At 63.5% G+C, this 17,922-nt stretch carries 17 protein-coding genes; 7 read left to right on the top strand and 10 right to left on the bottom strand.

Annotated features, from left to right (window positions below; all coding sequences use genetic code 11):
* Window positions 1-148 precede the first annotated feature (148 nt).
* The 5 genes from AC0QUY_RS18270 to AC0QUY_RS18250 form a co-directional block, all read right to left on the bottom strand.
* A complete protein-coding gene (locus AC0QUY_RS18270) occupies window positions 149-1,030 on the bottom strand; it encodes a 3-hydroxybutyryl-CoA dehydrogenase (protein ID WP_475387823.1) in 882 nt (293 codons plus the stop codon).
* Window positions 1,031-1,317: 287 nt separating this feature from the next.
* A complete protein-coding gene (locus tag AC0QUY_RS18265; RefSeq protein WP_065751984.1) occupies window positions 1,318-2,262 on the bottom strand; it encodes an electron transfer flavoprotein subunit alpha/FixB family protein in 945 nt (314 codons plus the stop codon).
* Window positions 2,262-3,011: an electron transfer flavoprotein subunit beta/FixA family protein gene (locus tag AC0QUY_RS18260; RefSeq protein WP_475387814.1), complete on the bottom strand. Its 750-nt coding sequence runs from the start codon at window positions 3,009-3,011 to the stop codon at window positions 2,262-2,264. The genes AC0QUY_RS18265 and AC0QUY_RS18260 overlap by 1 nt, the downstream gene beginning before the upstream one ends.
* Window positions 3,012-3,135: 124 nt before the next feature.
* Entirely contained in the window at window positions 3,136-3,708 is a 573-nt protein-coding gene (locus AC0QUY_RS18255) for a cob(I)yrinic acid a,c-diamide adenosyltransferase (RefSeq protein WP_475387813.1), read from the bottom strand.
* Window positions 3,709-3,731: 23 nt separating this feature from the next.
* Window positions 3,732-3,926, bottom strand: a complete 195-nt coding sequence (locus tag AC0QUY_RS18250) for a twin transmembrane helix small protein (protein WP_161850041.1) — start codon at window positions 3,924-3,926, stop codon at window positions 3,732-3,734.
* Window positions 3,927-4,106: 180 nt separating this feature from the next.
* On the opposite strand from AC0QUY_RS18250, the gene AC0QUY_RS18245 reads away from it, so the two are divergent.
* A complete protein-coding gene (locus tag AC0QUY_RS18245; protein ID WP_371419445.1) occupies window positions 4,107-4,967 on the top strand; it encodes a YihY/virulence factor BrkB family protein in 861 nt (286 codons plus the stop codon).
* On the opposite strand, the gene AC0QUY_RS18240 is transcribed toward AC0QUY_RS18245, so the two are convergent.
* The 3 genes from AC0QUY_RS18240 to AC0QUY_RS18230 all read right to left on the bottom strand — a co-directional run bounded on the left by AC0QUY_RS18240 (window position 4,891) and on the right by AC0QUY_RS18230 (window position 7,967).
* Window positions 4,891-6,144, bottom strand: a complete 1,254-nt coding sequence (locus tag AC0QUY_RS18240; protein WP_161850043.1) for an ATP-binding protein — start codon at window positions 6,142-6,144, stop codon at window positions 4,891-4,893. The genes AC0QUY_RS18245 and AC0QUY_RS18240 overlap by 77 nt on opposite strands.
* A 90-nt stretch (window positions 6,145-6,234) precedes the next feature.
* Window positions 6,235-7,110: a tRNA glutamyl-Q(34) synthetase GluQRS gene (gene gluQRS / locus AC0QUY_RS18235; protein ID WP_161850044.1), complete on the bottom strand. Its 876-nt coding sequence runs from the start codon at window positions 7,108-7,110 to the stop codon at window positions 6,235-6,237.
* Window positions 7,110-7,967 (bottom strand): nucleotidyltransferase domain-containing protein, encoded by an 858-nt coding sequence (locus AC0QUY_RS18230; protein ID WP_475387812.1) that lies wholly within the window; start codon window positions 7,965-7,967, stop codon window positions 7,110-7,112. The genes gluQRS and AC0QUY_RS18230 overlap by 1 nt, the downstream gene beginning before the upstream one ends.
* 133 nt (window positions 7,968-8,100) lie before the next feature.
* Between AC0QUY_RS18230 and AC0QUY_RS18225 the strand changes: the two genes are divergently transcribed.
* Window positions 8,101-8,793 (top strand): DNA-3-methyladenine glycosylase family protein, encoded by a 693-nt coding sequence (locus tag AC0QUY_RS18225; RefSeq protein WP_475387811.1) that lies wholly within the window; start codon window positions 8,101-8,103, stop codon window positions 8,791-8,793.
* Here the strand turns inward: AC0QUY_RS18225 and AC0QUY_RS18220 are convergent.
* A complete protein-coding gene (locus AC0QUY_RS18220) occupies window positions 8,750-9,637 on the bottom strand; it encodes a LysR family transcriptional regulator (RefSeq protein WP_475387810.1) in 888 nt (295 codons plus the stop codon). The genes AC0QUY_RS18225 and AC0QUY_RS18220 overlap by 44 nt on opposite strands.
* Window positions 9,638-9,837: 200 nt before the next feature.
* On the opposite strand from AC0QUY_RS18220, the gene AC0QUY_RS18215 reads away from it, so the two are divergent.
* The 5 genes from AC0QUY_RS18215 to AC0QUY_RS18195 all read left to right on the top strand — a co-directional run bounded on the left by AC0QUY_RS18215 (window position 9,838) and on the right by AC0QUY_RS18195 (window position 16,821).
* Entirely contained in the window at window positions 9,838-10,812 is a 975-nt protein-coding gene (locus AC0QUY_RS18215; RefSeq protein WP_475387809.1) for an NAD(P)H-dependent flavin oxidoreductase, read from the top strand.
* Window positions 10,813-10,857: 45 nt separating this feature from the next.
* Window positions 10,858-12,057, top strand: coding sequence for an ABC transporter substrate-binding protein (locus tag AC0QUY_RS18210; protein WP_475387808.1), 1,200 nt, complete (start codon window positions 10,858-10,860; stop codon window positions 12,055-12,057).
* 18 nt (window positions 12,058-12,075) lie between these two features.
* Window positions 12,076-13,602 carry an acyl-CoA synthetase gene (locus tag AC0QUY_RS18205; protein WP_475387807.1) on the top strand — a complete coding sequence of 509 codons (1,527 nt, stop codon included), beginning with the start codon at window positions 12,076-12,078 and terminating at the stop codon, window positions 13,600-13,602.
* A gap of 254 nt (window positions 13,603-13,856) precedes the next feature.
* Window positions 13,857-14,948 (top strand): DUF2855 family protein, encoded by a 1,092-nt coding sequence (locus tag AC0QUY_RS18200; protein ID WP_475387806.1) that lies wholly within the window; start codon window positions 13,857-13,859, stop codon window positions 14,946-14,948.
* Window positions 14,949-15,054: 106 nt separating this feature from the next.
* A complete protein-coding gene (locus AC0QUY_RS18195) occupies window positions 15,055-16,821 on the top strand; it encodes a flavin-containing monooxygenase (protein ID WP_475387805.1) in 1,767 nt (588 codons plus the stop codon).
* On the opposite strand, the gene AC0QUY_RS18190 is transcribed toward AC0QUY_RS18195, so the two are convergent.
* Window positions 16,781-17,770, bottom strand: coding sequence for a DUF2380 domain-containing protein (locus AC0QUY_RS18190; RefSeq protein WP_475387804.1), 990 nt, complete (start codon window positions 17,768-17,770; stop codon window positions 16,781-16,783). The two genes, AC0QUY_RS18195 and AC0QUY_RS18190, sit on opposite strands and share 41 nt — an antisense overlap.
* Window positions 17,771-17,922 lie beyond the last annotated feature (152 nt).

Below are 17,922 nucleotides of genomic sequence, written 5' to 3'. Positions count from 1 at the left end.
AACACCATCAATGTGAGGGACGACCGCCCGCCTTCCAGGCAGGTCGCGCGAAGCGCGCCACCCAACACCGCCGTAGCAAGCGCGGCTTGCCTGGAGGGTGGACCGGGGCCCGTTACCCCATCTACGACTACGGATTCGCAATGACGCCTTAGCGCGTCGGGACCGGCTTGTCGCCGCGATAGTCGTAGAAGCCGCGCTGGGTTTTGCGGCCGAGCCAACCGGCCTCAACGTATTTCACCAGCAGCGGGCACGGCCGGTACTTCGAATCCGCCAGCCCCTCGTGCAACACCTGCATGATCGACAGACAGGTATCGAGGCCGATGAAATCGGCCAGTTCCAGCGGGCCCATCGGGTGATGCGCGCCGAGCTTCATGGCCGCATCGATTGCCTCGACGTTTCCGACGCCCTCATAGAGCGTGTAGATCGCCTCGTTGATCATCGGCAGCAGGATGCGATTGACGATGAAGGCCGGGAAATCCTCCGATACCGCGACCTGCTTGCCGACCTTGGCGACAAATTCCTTGGCGGTGTCGAAGGTATTGTCGTCGGTGGCGATGCCGCGGATCAGTTCGACCAGTTCCATCGCCGGCACCGGATTCATGAAATGAATGCCGATGAATTTTTCCGGACGATCGGTCGAGGCGGCGAGCCGCGTGATCGAGATCGATGAGGAGTTGGTAGCGACAATCGCTTCCGGCTTCAGCACCGCGCAGAGCTCGTGAAAGATCTTGCGCTTGACCTCTTCCTTTTCGACCGCGGTCTCGATCACGAGGTCGCAGTCCGCCAAACCATCCAGCGTTTCGGTGGAGGTGATCCGCGCGAGCGCTTTTTTGCGCGCGTCCTCGGTGATATGCTGCTTGGCAACCTGGCGCGACAGATGGCCGTTGATGGTCGCCATCGCCGATTTCAGCCGTTCGTCGGAGACGTCGTTGAGTACCACGTCGAAGCCGGCGAGCGCCGCCACATGCGCGATCCCGTTGCCCATCTGGCCCGAACCGATCACGCCGACCTTCTTGATTGTCACCGCCATCTTGTCATCCACCGGAACGGCGCGCACATCGCGCCTGTTCATCTCCAAACCTCAGTTACGATATCATCAGACCCGAGGTTTCAGTCCCACCATTGGCACGTATTCGTCACGCGAAGCTTAATCTACTTCGCCCGCAACCGCTTAAGGTAAATATCGGCCGGACGTTGCGCGTCCGGCCGATTGGGATGACGTTTCCTGAACCGTCATCCCGATCTATCTTTCTGTTTGAGCATGATCTTTTCGGAAGACCGGTTTCCACTTCCGGATCATGCTCTGGCCGCTTTTGCTTACTTCCCGAGCTTGCCGAGCGCCTCGGTCAGCTCAGGAACCGCCTGATAGAGGTCCGCGACCAGGCCATAATCGGCAACCTGGAAGATCGGCGCGTCTTCATCCTTGTTGATCGCAACGATCACCTTGGAATCCTTCATGCCGGCGAGATGCTGGATCGCGCCGGAAATGCCGATTGCGACATAGAGTTCCGGGGCGACCACCTTGCCGGTCTGGCCGACCTGCCAGTCGTTCGGGGCATAACCGGCATCGACCGCGGCGCGCGAGGCGCCGACGCCGGCGCCGAGCTTGTCGGCGAGCGGCTCGATATACTTGGCAAAGTTCTCGCGGCTCTGCATGGCGCGTCCGCCGGAAACGATGATCTTGGCCGAGGTCAGTTCGGGACGATCGCTCTTGGCGACCTCCTCGCCGACGAAGCTGGAAAGGCCCGGATCGGCCGCGGCTGCGGCGTTCTCGACCGGCGCGCTGCCGCCGTCGCCGGCCGCGGCAAAGGTCGAGGTCCGCACCGTGATGACCTTCTTGGCGTCCTTGGACTTCACCGTCTGGATCGCATTGCCGGCATAGATCGGCCGCTCGAAGGTGTCAGGCGAAACCACCTTGATGATCTCCGACACCTGCATCACGTCGAGCAGCGCGGCGACGCGCGGCATCACGTTCTTGAAGCGCGAGGTCGCGGGCGCGACAAACGCATCATAGGACGGCGCCAGCGACACGATCAGCGCGGCCAGCGGTTCGGCCAGGTCATGGGCATAGGCGGCGTTGTCGGCCAGCAGCACCTTCTTTACGCCGGCGAGCTTGGACGCGGCATCGGCCGCGGCCTTGGCGTTTTCGCCGGCGACCAGCACATGCACGTCGGCGCCGAGCGCGGCGGCTGCCGTCAGCGTCTTGTTGGTGGCGTCCTTGATCGACGCATTGTCGTGTTCGGCAATCAGCAGCGTCGTCATCAGAGAACCCCGGCTTCGGTCTTGAGTTTGGATACGAGCTCAGCGACGTCCTTGACCTTGACGCCTCCCTTGCGGCCGGGCGGTTCCGCCGTCTTCAACACTTCCAGATGCGGCGTGAGATCGACGCCGTAATCGGACGCGTTCTTGTCGTCGATCGGCTTCTTCTTCGCCTTCATGATATTGGGCAGCGACGCATAGCGCGGCTCGTTGAGGCGAAGGTCGGTGGTGACGATCGCCGGCCCCTTCAGCTGCACGGTCTGCAGGCCGCCGTCGACTTCGCGCGTCACCTTGAAGTCGCTGCCTTCGACTTCGAGCTTGGAGGCAAATGTTGCCTGCGACCAGCCCAGCAGCGCGGCCAGCATCTGGCCGGTCTGGTTGGAATCGTCGTCGATCGCCTGCTTGCCGAGAATGATGAGATCGGGCTTCTCCGCGTCGGCCACCGCCTTGAGAATCTTCGCGACCGCGAGAGGCTCGACGTTACCTTCGGCCTTGACCAAGATGCCGCGGTCGGCGCCCATCGCCAGACCGGTCCGGATCGTCTCCGAGGCCTGCGCCGGGCCGATCGACACCACCACCACTTCGGTCGCCTTGCCGGCTTCCTTCAGGCGCAGCGCTTCCTCGACGGCGATCTCGTCGAACGGATTCATCGACATCTTGACGTTGGCCAGTTCCACGCCCGTTCCGTCGCTCTTGACGCGGACCTTGACGTTGAAATCGACTACCCGCTTTACCGGCACAAGAACCTTCATCGATCCTCTTTCGCTTCAATTCTGGGGTTTATTAGCTTGTATTAGCTTGGGCGCGGAACCTAAAGGTCCCGCTATCAGCGGTCAACGCGCGAAAGGCAAAAATCGGCCCCGGATCAGGCCTACCTTAACGGTTCTGACCCGGCACCCACAACACGTCTCCGGCCCCATTATCGTTCATGGCACGGCTGGCGACGAACAGGAAATCCGACAGTCGGTTCATATATTGAATGGCAGCCGCGCTGACCGGCTCCTCGGGATTGGCGGCGAGTTCCACCATGATCCGTTCCGCCCTGCGGCATATGGTGCGGGCGAGATGCAGGTATGCGGCAGCGGGGGTACCGCCGGGCAGGACGAACGAGGTCAGGGGCGCGAGATGCTCATTCAGCCCATCGATGTCGCGCTCGAGCCGCTCGACCTGGCTTGCCAGCATCCTCAAGCGCTCGGCCTTGCCGTCGCGCTGGGGCACCGCGAGGTCGGCCCCGAGATCGAACAGGTCGTTCTGGATCCGGCCCAGCATCGCATCGAGTTCGCGGGCCTCGCCGAGATGCAGCCGCACCACGCCGATGGCAGCGTTGGTTTCATCCACGGTGCCGTAGGCACTAACGCGCAGATCGTACTTCGGCCGGCGTTCGCCGCTGCCGAGCGCGGTGGTGCCGTCATCGCCGGTCTTGGTATAGATGCGGTTGAGCACGACCATCGGCCTGTCCCCTTACCTTGTCTTTATCTGCCCATCGCCCAGACCACGACCATGGTGATGACGATGGCGACGAACTGCAGCAACACACGAAGCCGCATCAGATTCTGCGAACGGCTCGGCGAGCCGCCCCGCATCATGTTGATGAGGCCGAGCAGCAGCACGATAGCCACGGCCGCAACCGCGATGGGGAGGACGATCGAACTCAGAAAGGATGTCATTGGCGCTACATAACACCGCGAAGCGCCGACTTCCACACGTCCAAAACCACTCGCACAGCCGCTCGACGATCTGGCCTTTAGTCCAGTATTGTCAGATGGTAGCCCAAGTTTTGGGACCGCGTCGCCGCATCCTGATCGAGGTGAGATGTGAGGTTCATTCGCTACGTCTACCTCGTCGTGATGGAGGCGTTTTATACGTTCCTTGCCGATGACGGCTGGGCGATCGCAAGCCACATCGCGCTTTCGAGCTTGATGGCACTATTTCCGTTCCTGATCGTGCTGACGTCGCTGGCTGGCTTTTTCGGCTCCAAGGAACTCGCCGACGGAGCCGTGGCATTATTGCTGCAAACCTGGCCGCAGCAGGTCGCGGACGCGCTGTCAGCCGAAATCCACGACGTGCTGACCACGACGCGCGGCGGCATCCTGACCGTCGGCGTGGTGCTGGCGGTCTACTTCGCCTCCAACGGCGTCGAGGCGCTGCGGGTGGCGCTGAACCGTGCCTATTCGGTGGTCGAGCCGCGGGCGTGGTACTGGCTGCGGCTGGAATCGATCGGCTATACGCTAGTCGCCGCCATCACGTCGCTGTTGATGGCGTTCCTGATCGTGCTCGGCCCGCTGATCCTCGAGACGGCCCGACGCCACATTCCGTTCTTCATCGAGAGCAACGAAAGCTTCCTGTTTTTCGCCCGCTACGGCATCACGATCACGGCGATGACCGTGGCGCTGATCGTGCTCCATGCCTGGCTGCCCTGCGGCCGGCGAAGCTTTCTGCAGATCCTTCCCGGCATCGTGTTTACGATGGTGGCCTCGCTGATCTCGGGCATCGTGTTCGGCCAGTATCTGGCGCGCTTCGCCAGCAACTACGTGACGATGTATGCGGGGCTTGCCTCGGTCATCATCGCGCTGGTGTTTCTGTATTTCATTTCGGCGATTTTCGTCTTTGGCGGCGAACTGAATGCGGCGATCATGAAGTCGCAATTGCCGAAGGGGATGTCGCTTCATGCAGCGCAGTCGCCAAGGCGCGCGGAGACACAGGCTTGACCAGAAAGATGTCGGCGCCGGCGGCGCGCGACGCCGCCTCGTCTTCGCCGCGGCCGGATATGCCGATGATCGGAATGCGCCCGAGCGGCGCAGAGAGTGCGCGAATGCGCCTGATCGCCTCGACGCCGTCGATGCCCGGCAGAACCATGTCCATGAGCACCGCATCGAATGCGCCTTGCGCGAGGCGCTCGGGCGCCGCCTCACCCTGGCCGATGAACTCGGCCTGGTGACCGAGTTCGGTGAGGATCGAATTGAGCACTACGCGGCCGAACGGATTGTCTTCGACGCTGAGCAGGCGCAGCGGCCGCGGCGAATCGATCGGTGCCTCACCGTTGGGGCCGGACGCCGCCGCCATGGTGTCCTCCGCGGATGACATCACGACATTGAGGGTAAAGGTGGTGCCGCCGCCGCGCCGTTGCGTCACCGTGACGTCGCCGCCCATGGCGCGCGCCAGTTGCCTGACCGACGACAAGCCTAGCCCGGCGCCGCCGAAACGCGATGCGATCGAGACATTGGCCTGCGAAAACGGCCGGAACAGTCGTTTGATTTCGCTCAGCGTGAGGCCGATCCCGCTGTCGGAGACCGCGAACGAAACCGCGACCCGGCCTTTTGAGGCGCGCACGGGCGTGACCTGGAGCGCGACACTGCCCTGTTCGGTGAATTTCACGGCATTGTCGATCAGGTTTTCCACCGCGGCGCGCAGGCGGACGGAATCGCCGATCGCAAATCCCGGGAGTTCTTCGGAAATGACCACCGACGACTGAAGCCCTTTCGCCGCCGCGCGCCCAGTCAGCGAATCGCCGGCATTGCGGGCGAGCGTGCGCAGGTCGAAGAAGTCCTGCCGCACCGTGAGCCCGGGACCGCCGCTGCGTGCGGCGTCGACAAACAGGGTCGCAAGGCTCGCCAGATGTTCGGCACCCGCCTTGATGGTGTCGACCCAGCGCCGTTCGCGCTCATCGAGTTCCGATGTCGCCAGGAGATTGCTGATCGCCAGAATGCCCGTGAGCGGCGTGCGGACTTCGTGGGCAAACGCCGCCAGCGCGGCCTCGACCATGCCAGGGGCGGTGGACTTGCGCGTCGCGCGCGTCTTTGCAGCGGCGCTGGATCCGCGTTTTTTCTTCGCGCGCCGCTTCTTGATTGTTCCCGTGGTGCCTGGTGAGCGCCGCTTTGCCGCCATGATCCCCCTTCCTCTGCCGCGACCAGCATGGCATGCGAGCGAGGGCAAAGTCACGGAGACCTTTGCAGCAACCCCCAGTAGAACTACGGACTACTCTGACAATCCGACGATGCGCCTGATGTCGGCCGGCGTGGCGCCCTCCCCGCGCAATTCGCGCAAGCCGGTGGCGGCAGTCGATTTCGACAGCTTTTGCCCCAACGAATCGGCAATGAGCCGATGATGCCGATAGGCCGGTTGCGGAATACCGAGCAGATGCTGCAAAACAAGATGCACGCTGGTCGACCAGAACAGGTCCTGCCCGCGCACGACGTCGGTGACGCCCTGCAGGGCGTCGTCGATCACGACGGACAGATGATAGCTGGTCGGCGTCTCCTTGCGCGCCAGGATGACGTCACCCCACGCGTCCGGCCGGGCAGAGACGCTGCCGGTTTCGCCGTCGGGACCCTCGCCAAGCTCCTCCCAACGTAATTCCCCCGCCCGCGCCAGCGCCGCGGCCATGTCGAGCCGTAGCGCGTAAAGCGTACCTTGCCCGATCAATAGCTCGCGCTGATCCGACGACAACGACTTCGCCGCGCCCGGGTAGAGCGGCGCCCCATCGGGATCGCGCGGCCACGACGCTTCGGTTTCCCGCTGCGCGACGAGGCGGGCGATCTCCGCGCGGCTCTCGAAGCTCGGATAGATCAGGCCCTTTGCCGACAGTTTTTCGAGCGCATCTCGATAGTTTGCAAAGTGTTCCGACTGCCGCCGCACCGGCGTTTCCCAGGATATCCCGAGCCAGGCGAGGTCCTCGTAGATCGCCGCCTCGAATTCCGGCCGGCACCTGGTCGCGTCGATGTCCTCGATCCGCAGCAGGAACCGGCCGCCACTCGCGCGCGCGAGATCGAAGTTCAACAGCGCCGAATAGGCGTGGCCGAGGTGGAGGTAGCCGTTCGGGCTTGGTGCAAATCGGAAAACGGGTGGCGGCATCACACGGGTCTCGTCATATTCGCGCTGCCATTGCCCTCGCGCTCCAAGCGCTCGACGACCGCCCGGTAGAATCGTTCGGCCTGCGCGACGACTTCTTCGGGCGCCCGCGCGCGACCATTCTCAAACGACGCCCGCCCTAACTCGAATTCCGAATCGAGGAATCTCGCGACGACAGGCGGTAACGGAGCGGCGCCAAGCTCGCGCGTCGCAAGCTTGCGGCGCATGAGATCGGCAACCTCCCTGCGTAACGCGGCCGGGGGATCGCATTCCGCCATCAGCGTCGGAAAGTGCATTGGCGCAATGGCTTCCGTCGGGTGCACCCGCAGCCAACGCAAGGTTGCGGCCGGACGGAGGGCATAGAAGATTTTCTTCTGCGCCACGCTTGTCCCATCGCCAAAATAAACCCGCCTCTGGCGTTCTCCAAGATGAAGGTAGTGGCGACCAATGGCCTCCCGAGTCGCGGCATGCTGCGCGAACTCCAGGAAGCCGTCCCGGAACCAGCCCTGCCCGCGATAGACCACGGGCGACCGCAGCCACTCGACAATCACCGCATTGCCTTTCAGCAACAGCCGGAGCGCCTTGCCAAGATCCCACCCGTTCGCGTCCAGGTCGTCTTTGGGCGGAAACTCGATTACGTCTCGCGCTGGCCAAGGGGTGATATGCTCCGCAATACGCCGCACGAAGACGAAGCGGCAATCGTAGTCGCTATCAGGCGAGGAAAAGCCCCAGGCACGACTTCCGCTCTCAATGGCCAGCGGCAAGAATACCTTATGCTCGTCGGCTATGCAGTCGAGCAGCGCATCGATAAGCGCGACCTTCTCGCCATCCATCTCGGGTGGGATGCTTCTCAAACTCATCTTTCCAGCTCAGGGCGGGCTATGACCTGTCCGCCGAGGCAGAAAGATATCGACAGCCTGATACCGCAGACGGCTATTCGCAGTCTGCACAAGGCAGATTACCATGCCCGACCATGACTAAGAAGATTCCGTAATGACCATCCACCTCAACAGCCAGTCCGATCTCGAAGATGCCGTCCACGCGCTGGTCAAGCAGGACGTGCGGCTGAGGCCGATCTTCGAACTGACGGGCATGCCGGCGCTGCGGCAGCGCGAGCCGGGTTTTGCGGGCCTCGCGGCGATCGTATGCGGCCAGCAATTGTCCACCGCGAGCGCGGGCGCGATCTGGGCGCGGCTGAAGGCCGCGTTCGACCCGTTCGATCACCACACCATCGGCAAGGCCCGCACCGACCGCCTTGGCCGGCTGGGGCTTTCGGCCGCCAAGATCAAGACCCTGAAGCATATCGCGCGCGAACTGGCCGCCGAACGGCTGAACCTCGAGGTGCTGGCCGAGGAAGATGCGGACGCCGCGCATCATACCCTGATCGCGCTGCCCGGCATCGGACCGTGGACCGCCGACGTCTATCTGCTGTTCTGTCTCGGCCATGGCGATGCCTGGCCGGCCGGAGATATCGCCATACAGGAAGCAGTCAAAGTCGGGCTCGGCCTGCAGGCCCGCCCGACGGCCAAGCAGATGGCCCCGCTGGCGGAACCCTGGCGCCCCTTGCGCGGCGCGGCGGCGCATCTGTGGTGGAGCTACTACCGGGTGCTGAAAAAGCGCGAGGGCGTGCTCGCCGACAAGATTACCCCCGCAGCCGTACCCGGTCTTCGCGCGCGGAAACCGTGACGAAGTCGATCACCGCGCGCACCGCGGGGAGATCGACGAGATCGGGATGCGCCAGCAGCCAGAGATCGGCCACGCTGACGAGTTTTTGCGGCGCGACGCGAACCAGTTCCGGATAGGCGGCCGCGACGAAACAAGACAGCGTCGATATCCCGAGACCCGCGCGAGCGGCGGCGAGCATGTCGCCTTGCGAGGAGCAGCGCATCACCATCGAACCCTGTTTTGTAATCGCGTCGCTCCAGCGCGCCAGGCGCTCGTTTGACAGCCGGTCGGCAAAGCCGATGACGCTGTGGCCTTTCCATTCGTCGCGCCGTTCAGGCAGGCGCCGCCGCGCCGCATAATCGCGCGAGGCGTAGAAGCCGGTGCCGAGCCGGCCGATCTTGCGGCCGATCAAATTCTCCTCGCCGCTGTCGACAGGGCGTAGCACCACATCGGCCTCGCGGCGGCGTACGCTGGCCGGATACGGATAGGTGATGATTTCGATCTGGATATGGTCATGCCTGCGCAGGAACGGCCCGAGCCGCGGCATCAGCCAGTGCGAGGCGAGCGTAGCGCCGATCGACAGCTTGACCACGCCGCGCGCCTGCGCACCCGTCGCCGACACCGCAGCCTCGGCACGCAACGCCGCCGCCGCCATCGCATCGACATGCTCGCGAAATTTCTGCCCGTGCGAGGTTAGTGAGAGACCTTCGTTGGACCGGGCAAACAACGGAATGCCGAGCTGGCCCTCCAGTTCCGCGATCTTGCGCCCAACGGTCGGATGACTGGAGCGCAGGCGGCGCGCCGCGGCCGCGAAGCTGCGGGTCTCGGCCACCGCGACGAAGGCCTTGCACAGATCCCAGTCCATCGGCGCCTCCTCCCCCGGTTCTGTTCATTCCTGACCGATTACCTGTTCAATATTGAACGGCCGGAGCGCGTCGTCCAGCCCTATAATGCGACCCAATAAATAGCGCCCGGCCAGCGGCTCCGCCCGGCCCGACGCTCTCAAATCAACATCAATCGACGCGTCCCGGCACCGCCGGCATTGCGTTGCACGGGAGAGACCGAATGCCGTTGCCTGCTTCGCTTGCCAATTCGCTCGAACTGCCCGTGGTCGGCTCGCCGCTGTTCATCGTCTCCGGGCCGGAGCTTGTCATCGCCCAGTGCAAGGCCGGCATCGTCGGCTCGTTCCCGGCGCTGAACGCCCGTCCGGTCGAAAAGCTCGACGAATGGCTGACACGCATCGAGAACGAGCTCGGCGAGTACAAGGCGCTGCATCCGGAGAAGAAGGTCGCGCCTTACGCGGTCAACCAGATCTGCCACCATTCCAACGACCGGCTGATGAAGGACATGGAGACCTGTGTGAAGCACAAGGTTCCGATCATCATCACCTCGCTGCGCCCGCCGATCGAAATCGTCGAGGCCGCGCATTCCTATGGCGGCGTCGTGTTCCACGACGTGATCAACGTCAAGCATGCGCGGAAAGCGGCCGAACACGGCGTCGACGGCCTGATCCTGGTTTGCGCCGGCGCCGGCGGCCATGCCGGAACGCTGTCGCCGTTCGCGCTGCTGCGCGAGGTGAAGCAGTGGTTCAAGGGCATCGTGCTGCTGTCCGGCGCGATCTCGGACGGCTGGGGCATTGCATCGGCGCTCGCGCTCGGGGCTGATGCGGCCTACATGGGCACGCGCTTCATTGCGACAGCGGAAGCCAACGCCGACCCGGCCTACAAGGCCGCGCTGGTCGAGCACGCCGCGCACGACATCGTCTACTCCAACCTGTTCACCGGCGTGCACGGCAATTATCTTGGCCCCTCGATCGTGGCCGCGGGCCTCGATCCCGACAACCTGCCGCTCAGCGACAAGTCGAAGATGAATTTCGGCTCCGGCGGCAACACCAAGGCCAAGGCGTGGCGCGACATCTGGGGCTCCGGTCAGGGCATCGGCCAGATCGCGGACGCGCCGCCGGTCACCGAGCTGGTGGAGCGGTTGAAGGCCGAATTCACTGAGGCCAGCGGCGACTTCCTCAAGCGAGCGCGTGCGTAAGACACGCCGCTTCAACAAACAACCAAACAAGCAGGGAGTGATACTATGAGAGCCATCGCGATGTGCTGTGCCGGACTTCTGGCGCTCACGGGCAGCACGGCCCGCGCCGAAAGCGGCGTTACCGCTAACGAAATCCTGATCGGGCAGACCATGCCTTACAGCGGTCCGCTGTCGAGCTATTCCGGCCTCGGCAAGGTCGCGCAGGCGTATTTTGACAAGGTGAATGCCGAAGGCGGCATCAGCGGCCGCAAGCTCAAGCTGCACAGCCTCGACGACGCCTATTCGCCGCCCAAGACGGTCGAGCAGACCCGCCGGCTGGTCGAGCAGGACGAGGTGCTGCTGGTGTTCGGATCGCTCGGCACGGCGACCAACAGCGCGGTCCACCGCTACCTGAACGGCAAGAAGGTGCCGCAACTCTTCATCACCACCGGCGCCAGCAAGTGGGCCGATCCGAAGCATTTCCCATGGACGATGGGCGGGATGGCCTCGTACCATTCCGAAGGCGTCATCTATGGCAAATACGTGCTACGCACCAAGCCTGACGCGAAGATCGCGATCCTGTCGCAGAACGACGATTTCGGCCGCGACTATGTCTCCGCATTCAAGCGCGGCCTCGGCGACAAGGCGGCCAGCATGATCGTGGCCGAGGCGGTCTACGAGGCCACCCAGCCGACGATCGATTCGCAGCTCGCGACGCTGAAAGCCTCGGGCGCCAACGTGTTCTTTGGCGTCGCGATCGGCAAGTTCGGCTCGCAGATGATCCGCCGCAGCGCCGAGATGGGCTTCAAGCCGGACCTGTTCCTGGTGCCGACTTCAGTGACCTCGATCGCGACGATCCTGGCACCCGCGGGACTGGAAAACGCGACCGGACTGGTCTCTGCGGCCTATCTGAAGAACATCAACGATCCGCAATGGGCTGACGATGCCGACGTGAAGGAGTATTTCGCCTTCATGAAGCAGTACATGCCTTCGGCCGACCCGCACGACACCACCTACGCCAGTGGCTACACCAGCCTGACGTTGCTGGCGCATGTGCTGCGCGCGTGCGGCGACGATCTGAGCCGTGCTAACGTGCTGAAGAAGGCGACCTCGCTGAACAAGGTCTCGCTGCCGCTGCTGCTGCCCGGAATCACGGTGACGACCGGCCCCGACGACTATTTGCTGTTCCAGCAACTCCGCATGCAGCGCTTCGACGGCAAGAGCTGGGTCGGCTTCGGCGATTTGATCGAAGACCAAGAACCGTAAGAATTGGAGAAGTCGGCCATGATCATCGGCGGCGAACGCCACATCAGCTATCCCGATATCCACGCCCGCATCGCCCGGGCGGTGACGGGCTTCAGGGCGTTCGGCCTCAGTGGCGGAAGGCCGGTCGGCATGATGCTGCGCAACGATTTTGCGTTCTTCGAAGTGTCGGCCGCTGCCGCGGCGCTGGGCAGTCCGGTGGTGCCGATCAACTGGCATCTGAAGGCCGAGGAAGTGGCCTACATCCTGGCCGACAGCGGCGCCAAAATCCTGGTCTGCCACGCCGACCTGCTGCCGCAGATCCGGGACGGCCTGCCCGCCGATGTCAGGCTATTGGTGGTGACGACGCCGCCGGAAATCGCCGCCGCGTTCAACGTGCCGGCCGCACTGACACAAGTCCCCGACGGCGAGACCGATTGGGATCAGTGGCGCGACACGCATGCGCCGTCGCAGGACGCCCCGATCGGCAGCGCGCCGATGTTTTATACGTCGGGCACAACCGGCCTGCCCAAGGGCGTGCGCCGCAAGCCGATGGCGCCGGAACAGGTCGCGGCGTCCGCGCGGGTCGGCGGCATCGCCTATGGCGTCAAGCCGAATGAGGACCAGATCATCCTGATGAACGGCCCGATGTACCATTCGGCGCCGAACTCCTACGGCATGCTGGCGTTCCGCAGCGGCTGCACCATCGTGCTCGAACCGCGCTTCGATCCCGAAGACATGCTGCAACTGATCGAGCGCCACCGCGTCACCCACATGCACATGGTGCCGACGATGTTCGTCCGCCTGCTGCGGCTGCCGGATGAGATCAAGCGGCGCTACGATCTGTCGTCGCTGCGCTTCATCGTCCATGGCGCGGCGCCCTGCCCGCCGCAGGTCAAGCGCGCCATGATCGATTGGTGGGGACCGGTCATCAACGAATATTTCGGCTCGACCGAAACCGGCATTCCGGTGTGGCACTCCTCGGCGGAGGCGCTGGCGAAACCCGGCACGGTCGGCCGCGCCATTGAAGGCGGCATCGTCAAAATCTTCCGCCCCGACGGCTCGCTGTGCGGCGTCGACGAAACAGGCGAAATCTTCATGCGGCAAATGTCCGTTCCGGATTTCGACTATCACGGCAAGGCCGAGGCGCGCGCCGAGGCCGGCCGCGAGGGCCTCGTCAGCGTCGGTGACGTCGGCTATCTCGACAAGGACGGCTACCTGTTCCTGTGCGACCGCAAGCGCGACATGGTGATATCGGGCGGCGTCAACATCTATCCGGCGGAGATCGAGAACGCGCTGATCGGCATGGACGGCGTGCGCGACTGCGCGGTGTTCGGCGTCCCCGACGACGAATTCGGCGAGCGGCTGTTCGCGTGTATTGAGCCGGAGGTGAACGTCGCGCTGTCACCGGCCGCGGTGCAGGAATTTTTGCGTGGCAAGCTGGCGAACTTCAAGGTGCCGAAGGACATCCAGTTCATGGACGCGATGCCTCGCGAAGCCACCGGCAAGATTTTCAAACGCAAACTGCGGGATCTGTATACCGAAGGCAAGCTGCGGGCGATTGTGTGAAAGGCCACGCTACGCACCTCCGCGTCATTGCGAGGAGCGAAGCGACGAAGCAATCCATCTCTGCTCGTGCGGAGAGGTGGATTGCTTCGCGGAGCCTGTCATCGGGCGCGCATTCGCGCGACCCGTTGGCTCGCAATGACGGTGGAGGCATTCCCGCACCCAATCCGAACAGCGTTTTAAACATCATTGCTGTTGCAAAACGGTCATTGGTCGGCGCAAAGATTGCTGCACGTGAAGCGCAGGGATCCGAAACCATGCAAGCCACCGACTTCGTCGTCGCCCGCAGCGATCTGCAGCAATGCAAGGTGATCGAAACACCACTGCCCGACGCGGCCGCGCTGCCTGACGAGGCGCTGCTGGTGAAGGTCACGCGCTTTGCCTTCACCGCCAACAACATCACCTATGCCGTACTCGGCGATCATCTGAAATACTGGCAATTGTTTCCGGCGCCCGACGGCTTTGGCAACGTTCCGGTATGGGGATTTGGTGAGGTAATTTCCTCAAAGCATCCCGGGATTGCCGCAGGCGAAACCTTGTTCGGCTACTTCCCGATGGCGACGCATCTCGTCATCGAAGCTGCCGACGTCTCCAAAACTGGGCTACGCGACGCTGCCGCGCACCGGCAAGGGGTGGCGCCGGTCTATAATGCCTATAGGCGGGTCAGCGGCGATCCGGCGTTTGTGGGCAAGCAGGGCGACTATCAGGCGCTGCTGCGCCCGCTGTTCATGTTGTCGTTCCTGGTCGATGACTTTCTCGCCGAGAACGAATTTTATGGCGCAAAAAGCGTGATGCTGTCCTCGGCTTCCAGCAAGACCGCCTACGGGCTGGCGCACCTCCTGCACGCGAGGAGAAACGGCATCAAGGTGATCGGACTGACCTCGGCGGGCAATACGTCCTTCGTCAAATCGCTCGGCTGCTACGACGAGGTCGTGACCTATGACAACGTGGACTCGCTGCCGACGAGCTCCGCCGTCGCGTATGTCGACATGGCCGGCAACAGCCCGTTGCGCGCGACGCTGCACCGGCACTTCGGCGAGCAGATGAAATATAGCGGAATCATCGGCCTCACGCATCGCAAGTCATCGCCCGATGAAGCGGCACAGGCCCTGCCCGGCGCCAAGCCTCAATTTTTCTTCGCGCCGGACCAGATCCGCAAGCGTGCCAAGGAGTGGGGGCCGGGCGGTGTCGACGCGCGGTTTGGCGCCGCATGGTCCGGCTTCGTCCCGATGCTGGATCAATGGGTGAAGGTGATCGAGCACCTTGGACCTGCGGCCGTTCAACGCGCCTATCTCGACACTCTCAACGGGCGCGTACCGCCGCATCAGGGGTTGATCCTGTCGCTCTAACGGCATGACCGATATCTCCTCACGCCCTTTCTGCGCCGTCCCGAATAGGTATAGGCTCGGCAGGACAGGGAAACGCCGCGAAGACGGCCGGTGATGGGAAACGCCCATGCTCGACAGGACGGACGACAGTTCGGTTACCGCCGACACTTGGCTTGCGCAATTCGAGGAAGCGCTCGGAAAGCCCGATGACGCCCTGCTGAAGCCCTTGTTCCACCCCGACAGCTACTGGCGCGACGTGCTGGCGCTGAGCTGGAACATCCAGACGCTGAATGGCAGGGATGCGATCCTGGAGGCTTTGCCACCGCTGGCCCGCAATATGGCTCCGAGCGGCTTCACCATCGATCCCAATCGCGCCGCGCCGCGCAAGGTCATGCGCGCGGGCACCAATGCCATCGAGGCAATCTTCAAATTCGAAACCAAGGTCGGGCGCGGCAGTGGCATCATCCGACTGATACCGGATGAGGATGACGGCAACCGGCTGAAAGCCTGGACGCTGTTGACCGAACTCGGCGAGCTCAAGGGGTTTGAGGAACAGCTCGGCGTCAATCGCCCGCGCGGCAACGCCTATTCGCGCGATTTTCGCGGGCCCAACTGGCTTGATCTGCGCAAGACCTCGGCCGGCTATGCCGATCGCGATCCGACCGTGCTCGTCATCGGCGGCGGCCAATCCGGGCTCTCCATTGCCGCGCGGCTGAAGCAGCTGAACGGCGATACGCTGATCGTCGACCGGGAAAAACGCATCGGCGACAATTGGCGCAAGCGCTATCATGCGCTGACGCTGCACAACCAGGTGCAGGTCAACCACCTGCCCTATCTGCACTTCCCGCCGAACTGGCCGACCTACATCCCCAAGGACAAGCTCGCCAACTGGTTCGAGGCCTATGTCGAGGCGATGGAGCTGAACTTCTGGACCGAGACCGAGTTCGAAGGCGGCAGCTACGACGAGAACGAAGGAAAGTGGACGGTGACGCTGCGCGTCGCCGATGGTAGCAAGCGCATCATGCGTCCGCGCCACGTCGTGCTGGCCACCGGCGTCAGCGGCATTCCGAGCGTGCCGGACATCCCGGGACTGAAGGATTTCGCCGGCAAGGTGCTGCATTCCAGCCAGTATGACGATGGCGAGAACTGGAAGGGCAAGCGCACTATTGTGATCGGCACCGGCAACAGCGGCCACGACATCGCGCAGGACCTGCATTCGAGCGGCGCTCACGTCACGCTGTTCCAGCGCTCTTCCACGCTGGTCGTCAGCATCGAACCGTCGGCGCAACTGGTCTACGCGCCCTACAATGAGGGCACGCTGGAGGACAATGACCTGATCGCAACTTCAATGCCGCTGAAGCTGGCGCGCAAGAGCCATGCGTTGACGGCGGAGAAATCCAAGGCGCTCGACCAGGAATTGCTCGACGGCCTGGAGCGCGTCGGCTTCAAGCTGGATTTCGGCGAAGACAGTACTGGCTGGCAGTTCAAATATCTCACCCGCGGCGGCGGCTATTATTTCAACGTCGGCTGCTCCGATTTGATCGTCAAAGGCGACATCGCGCTGAAGCAGTTCGCCGATCTCGACAAATTCGCTGTCGATGGCGCGAAGATGAAGGACGGCGAGACCATCCCGGCGGATCTCGTCGTTCTCGCCACCGGCTACAAGCGCCAGGAAGAGCTGGTGCGAAAACTGTTCGGCGAGACCGTCGAAAAGCGCGTCGGCCCCATCTGGGGCTTTGGCGAGGAGCAGGAACTCCGCAACATGTACACCCGCACCGGGCAGCCCGGCCTGTGGCTGATCGCCGGCGGCCTCGCGCAATGCCGCATCGGCTCAAAGCATCTGGCGCTACAGATCAAGGCGATCGAGGAGGGACTGTTGTCGCGAGGCGCATGAGCTCCGCCTCGCGATCCCTGATTTGCCCGGCGATAAAGAGTTCCGCGCGGCGCCAGGCCTCGTCGTTGTCACCGCGGAAACTGACGAGGCGTTCGAACACCATCTTCCGCGCCTTCACGTCGATGATGTCGAATTTCGCCCATTGCACGAGCGTGCTCATCTTCTGAACGCTGCCGATCAGGAGAAGGTCGGCGCCGGCCGCCCGCGCCTTGTCCAGCAACTGACCGGTAGTGAGGTCCCCGACCGAACAGGCGTTTTGCGGACAGTCGAGGTCAGCGCTTCGCAGCTTTCCACTCGCCGCCAGATCGTTGCGTAGCGAGGCTTCGAAGGTGCGCCGGCGCCGCAAATGGTCGGCGCTTTGATCGATGACCTCGCCCGAGGTGTCGATATATTCGATTTCGGCGACCGCAAAGACAAGCGGCTTGCCCTGCGCCTGCGCCAGCAGGCGGTTCTCGATCAACCACCGCGCCCCGCGGCTCCAGGCCACATTGGCGCCCATGCGCAGATCGGTTTGGCCGACCGCGACGATCGTCCCGGACCGGGCGTCGCGAAGCTTGTAGGTCACCGTGTATTCCGTTCGGGTGATGCGCGTGACGATCCCGATCATCGACTGATCTGCGTCATGGCCGGCGGCGATCCTGGCTTCGCAGCCCTCGCACTCCCGCAACTTGCCTGCTTTCGCCGCCTGCTCGTTCACGGCGCTGAGGTCGACCAGTTGATAGCGGCCGGATGCCGCGATCAGCCGACGGACTTCCTCCGTCGAAAGCCGCAATTGCTCGCGGTCGACATCATCCGGAGGGACGTAGGCGGCCCCGGCGCTGAAATCCTCCAGTTCGAACGGAAACACCGCAATCCTGACCGGAGGCGGCGCGACCGGCTCGGCGGCCGCAGCCGCCGCGAGCGTGGCCAGCACAATGGCCGGAGCGAGAATAGTGGCGATGGAGCGCATGGATCACCTCGGAACTGATAACACGGAGCCGCCTTGTTCGATGCGATGTCGGCCGATCTGCTACCCCGCCGAAACGGCAGCTTTCCCTGGAACGGCCGGGTGAAATACCCGATCTTGGCTTACCCAGCTTTCTTCCCGGCGAAATTTGCTTC

This window comes from Bradyrhizobium sp. WYCCWR15520 (genome assembly GCF_056174665.1).
The sequence above is the reverse complement of the archived record's forward strand: the minus strand, read 5'-3'. Positions and strand labels throughout refer to the sequence as shown.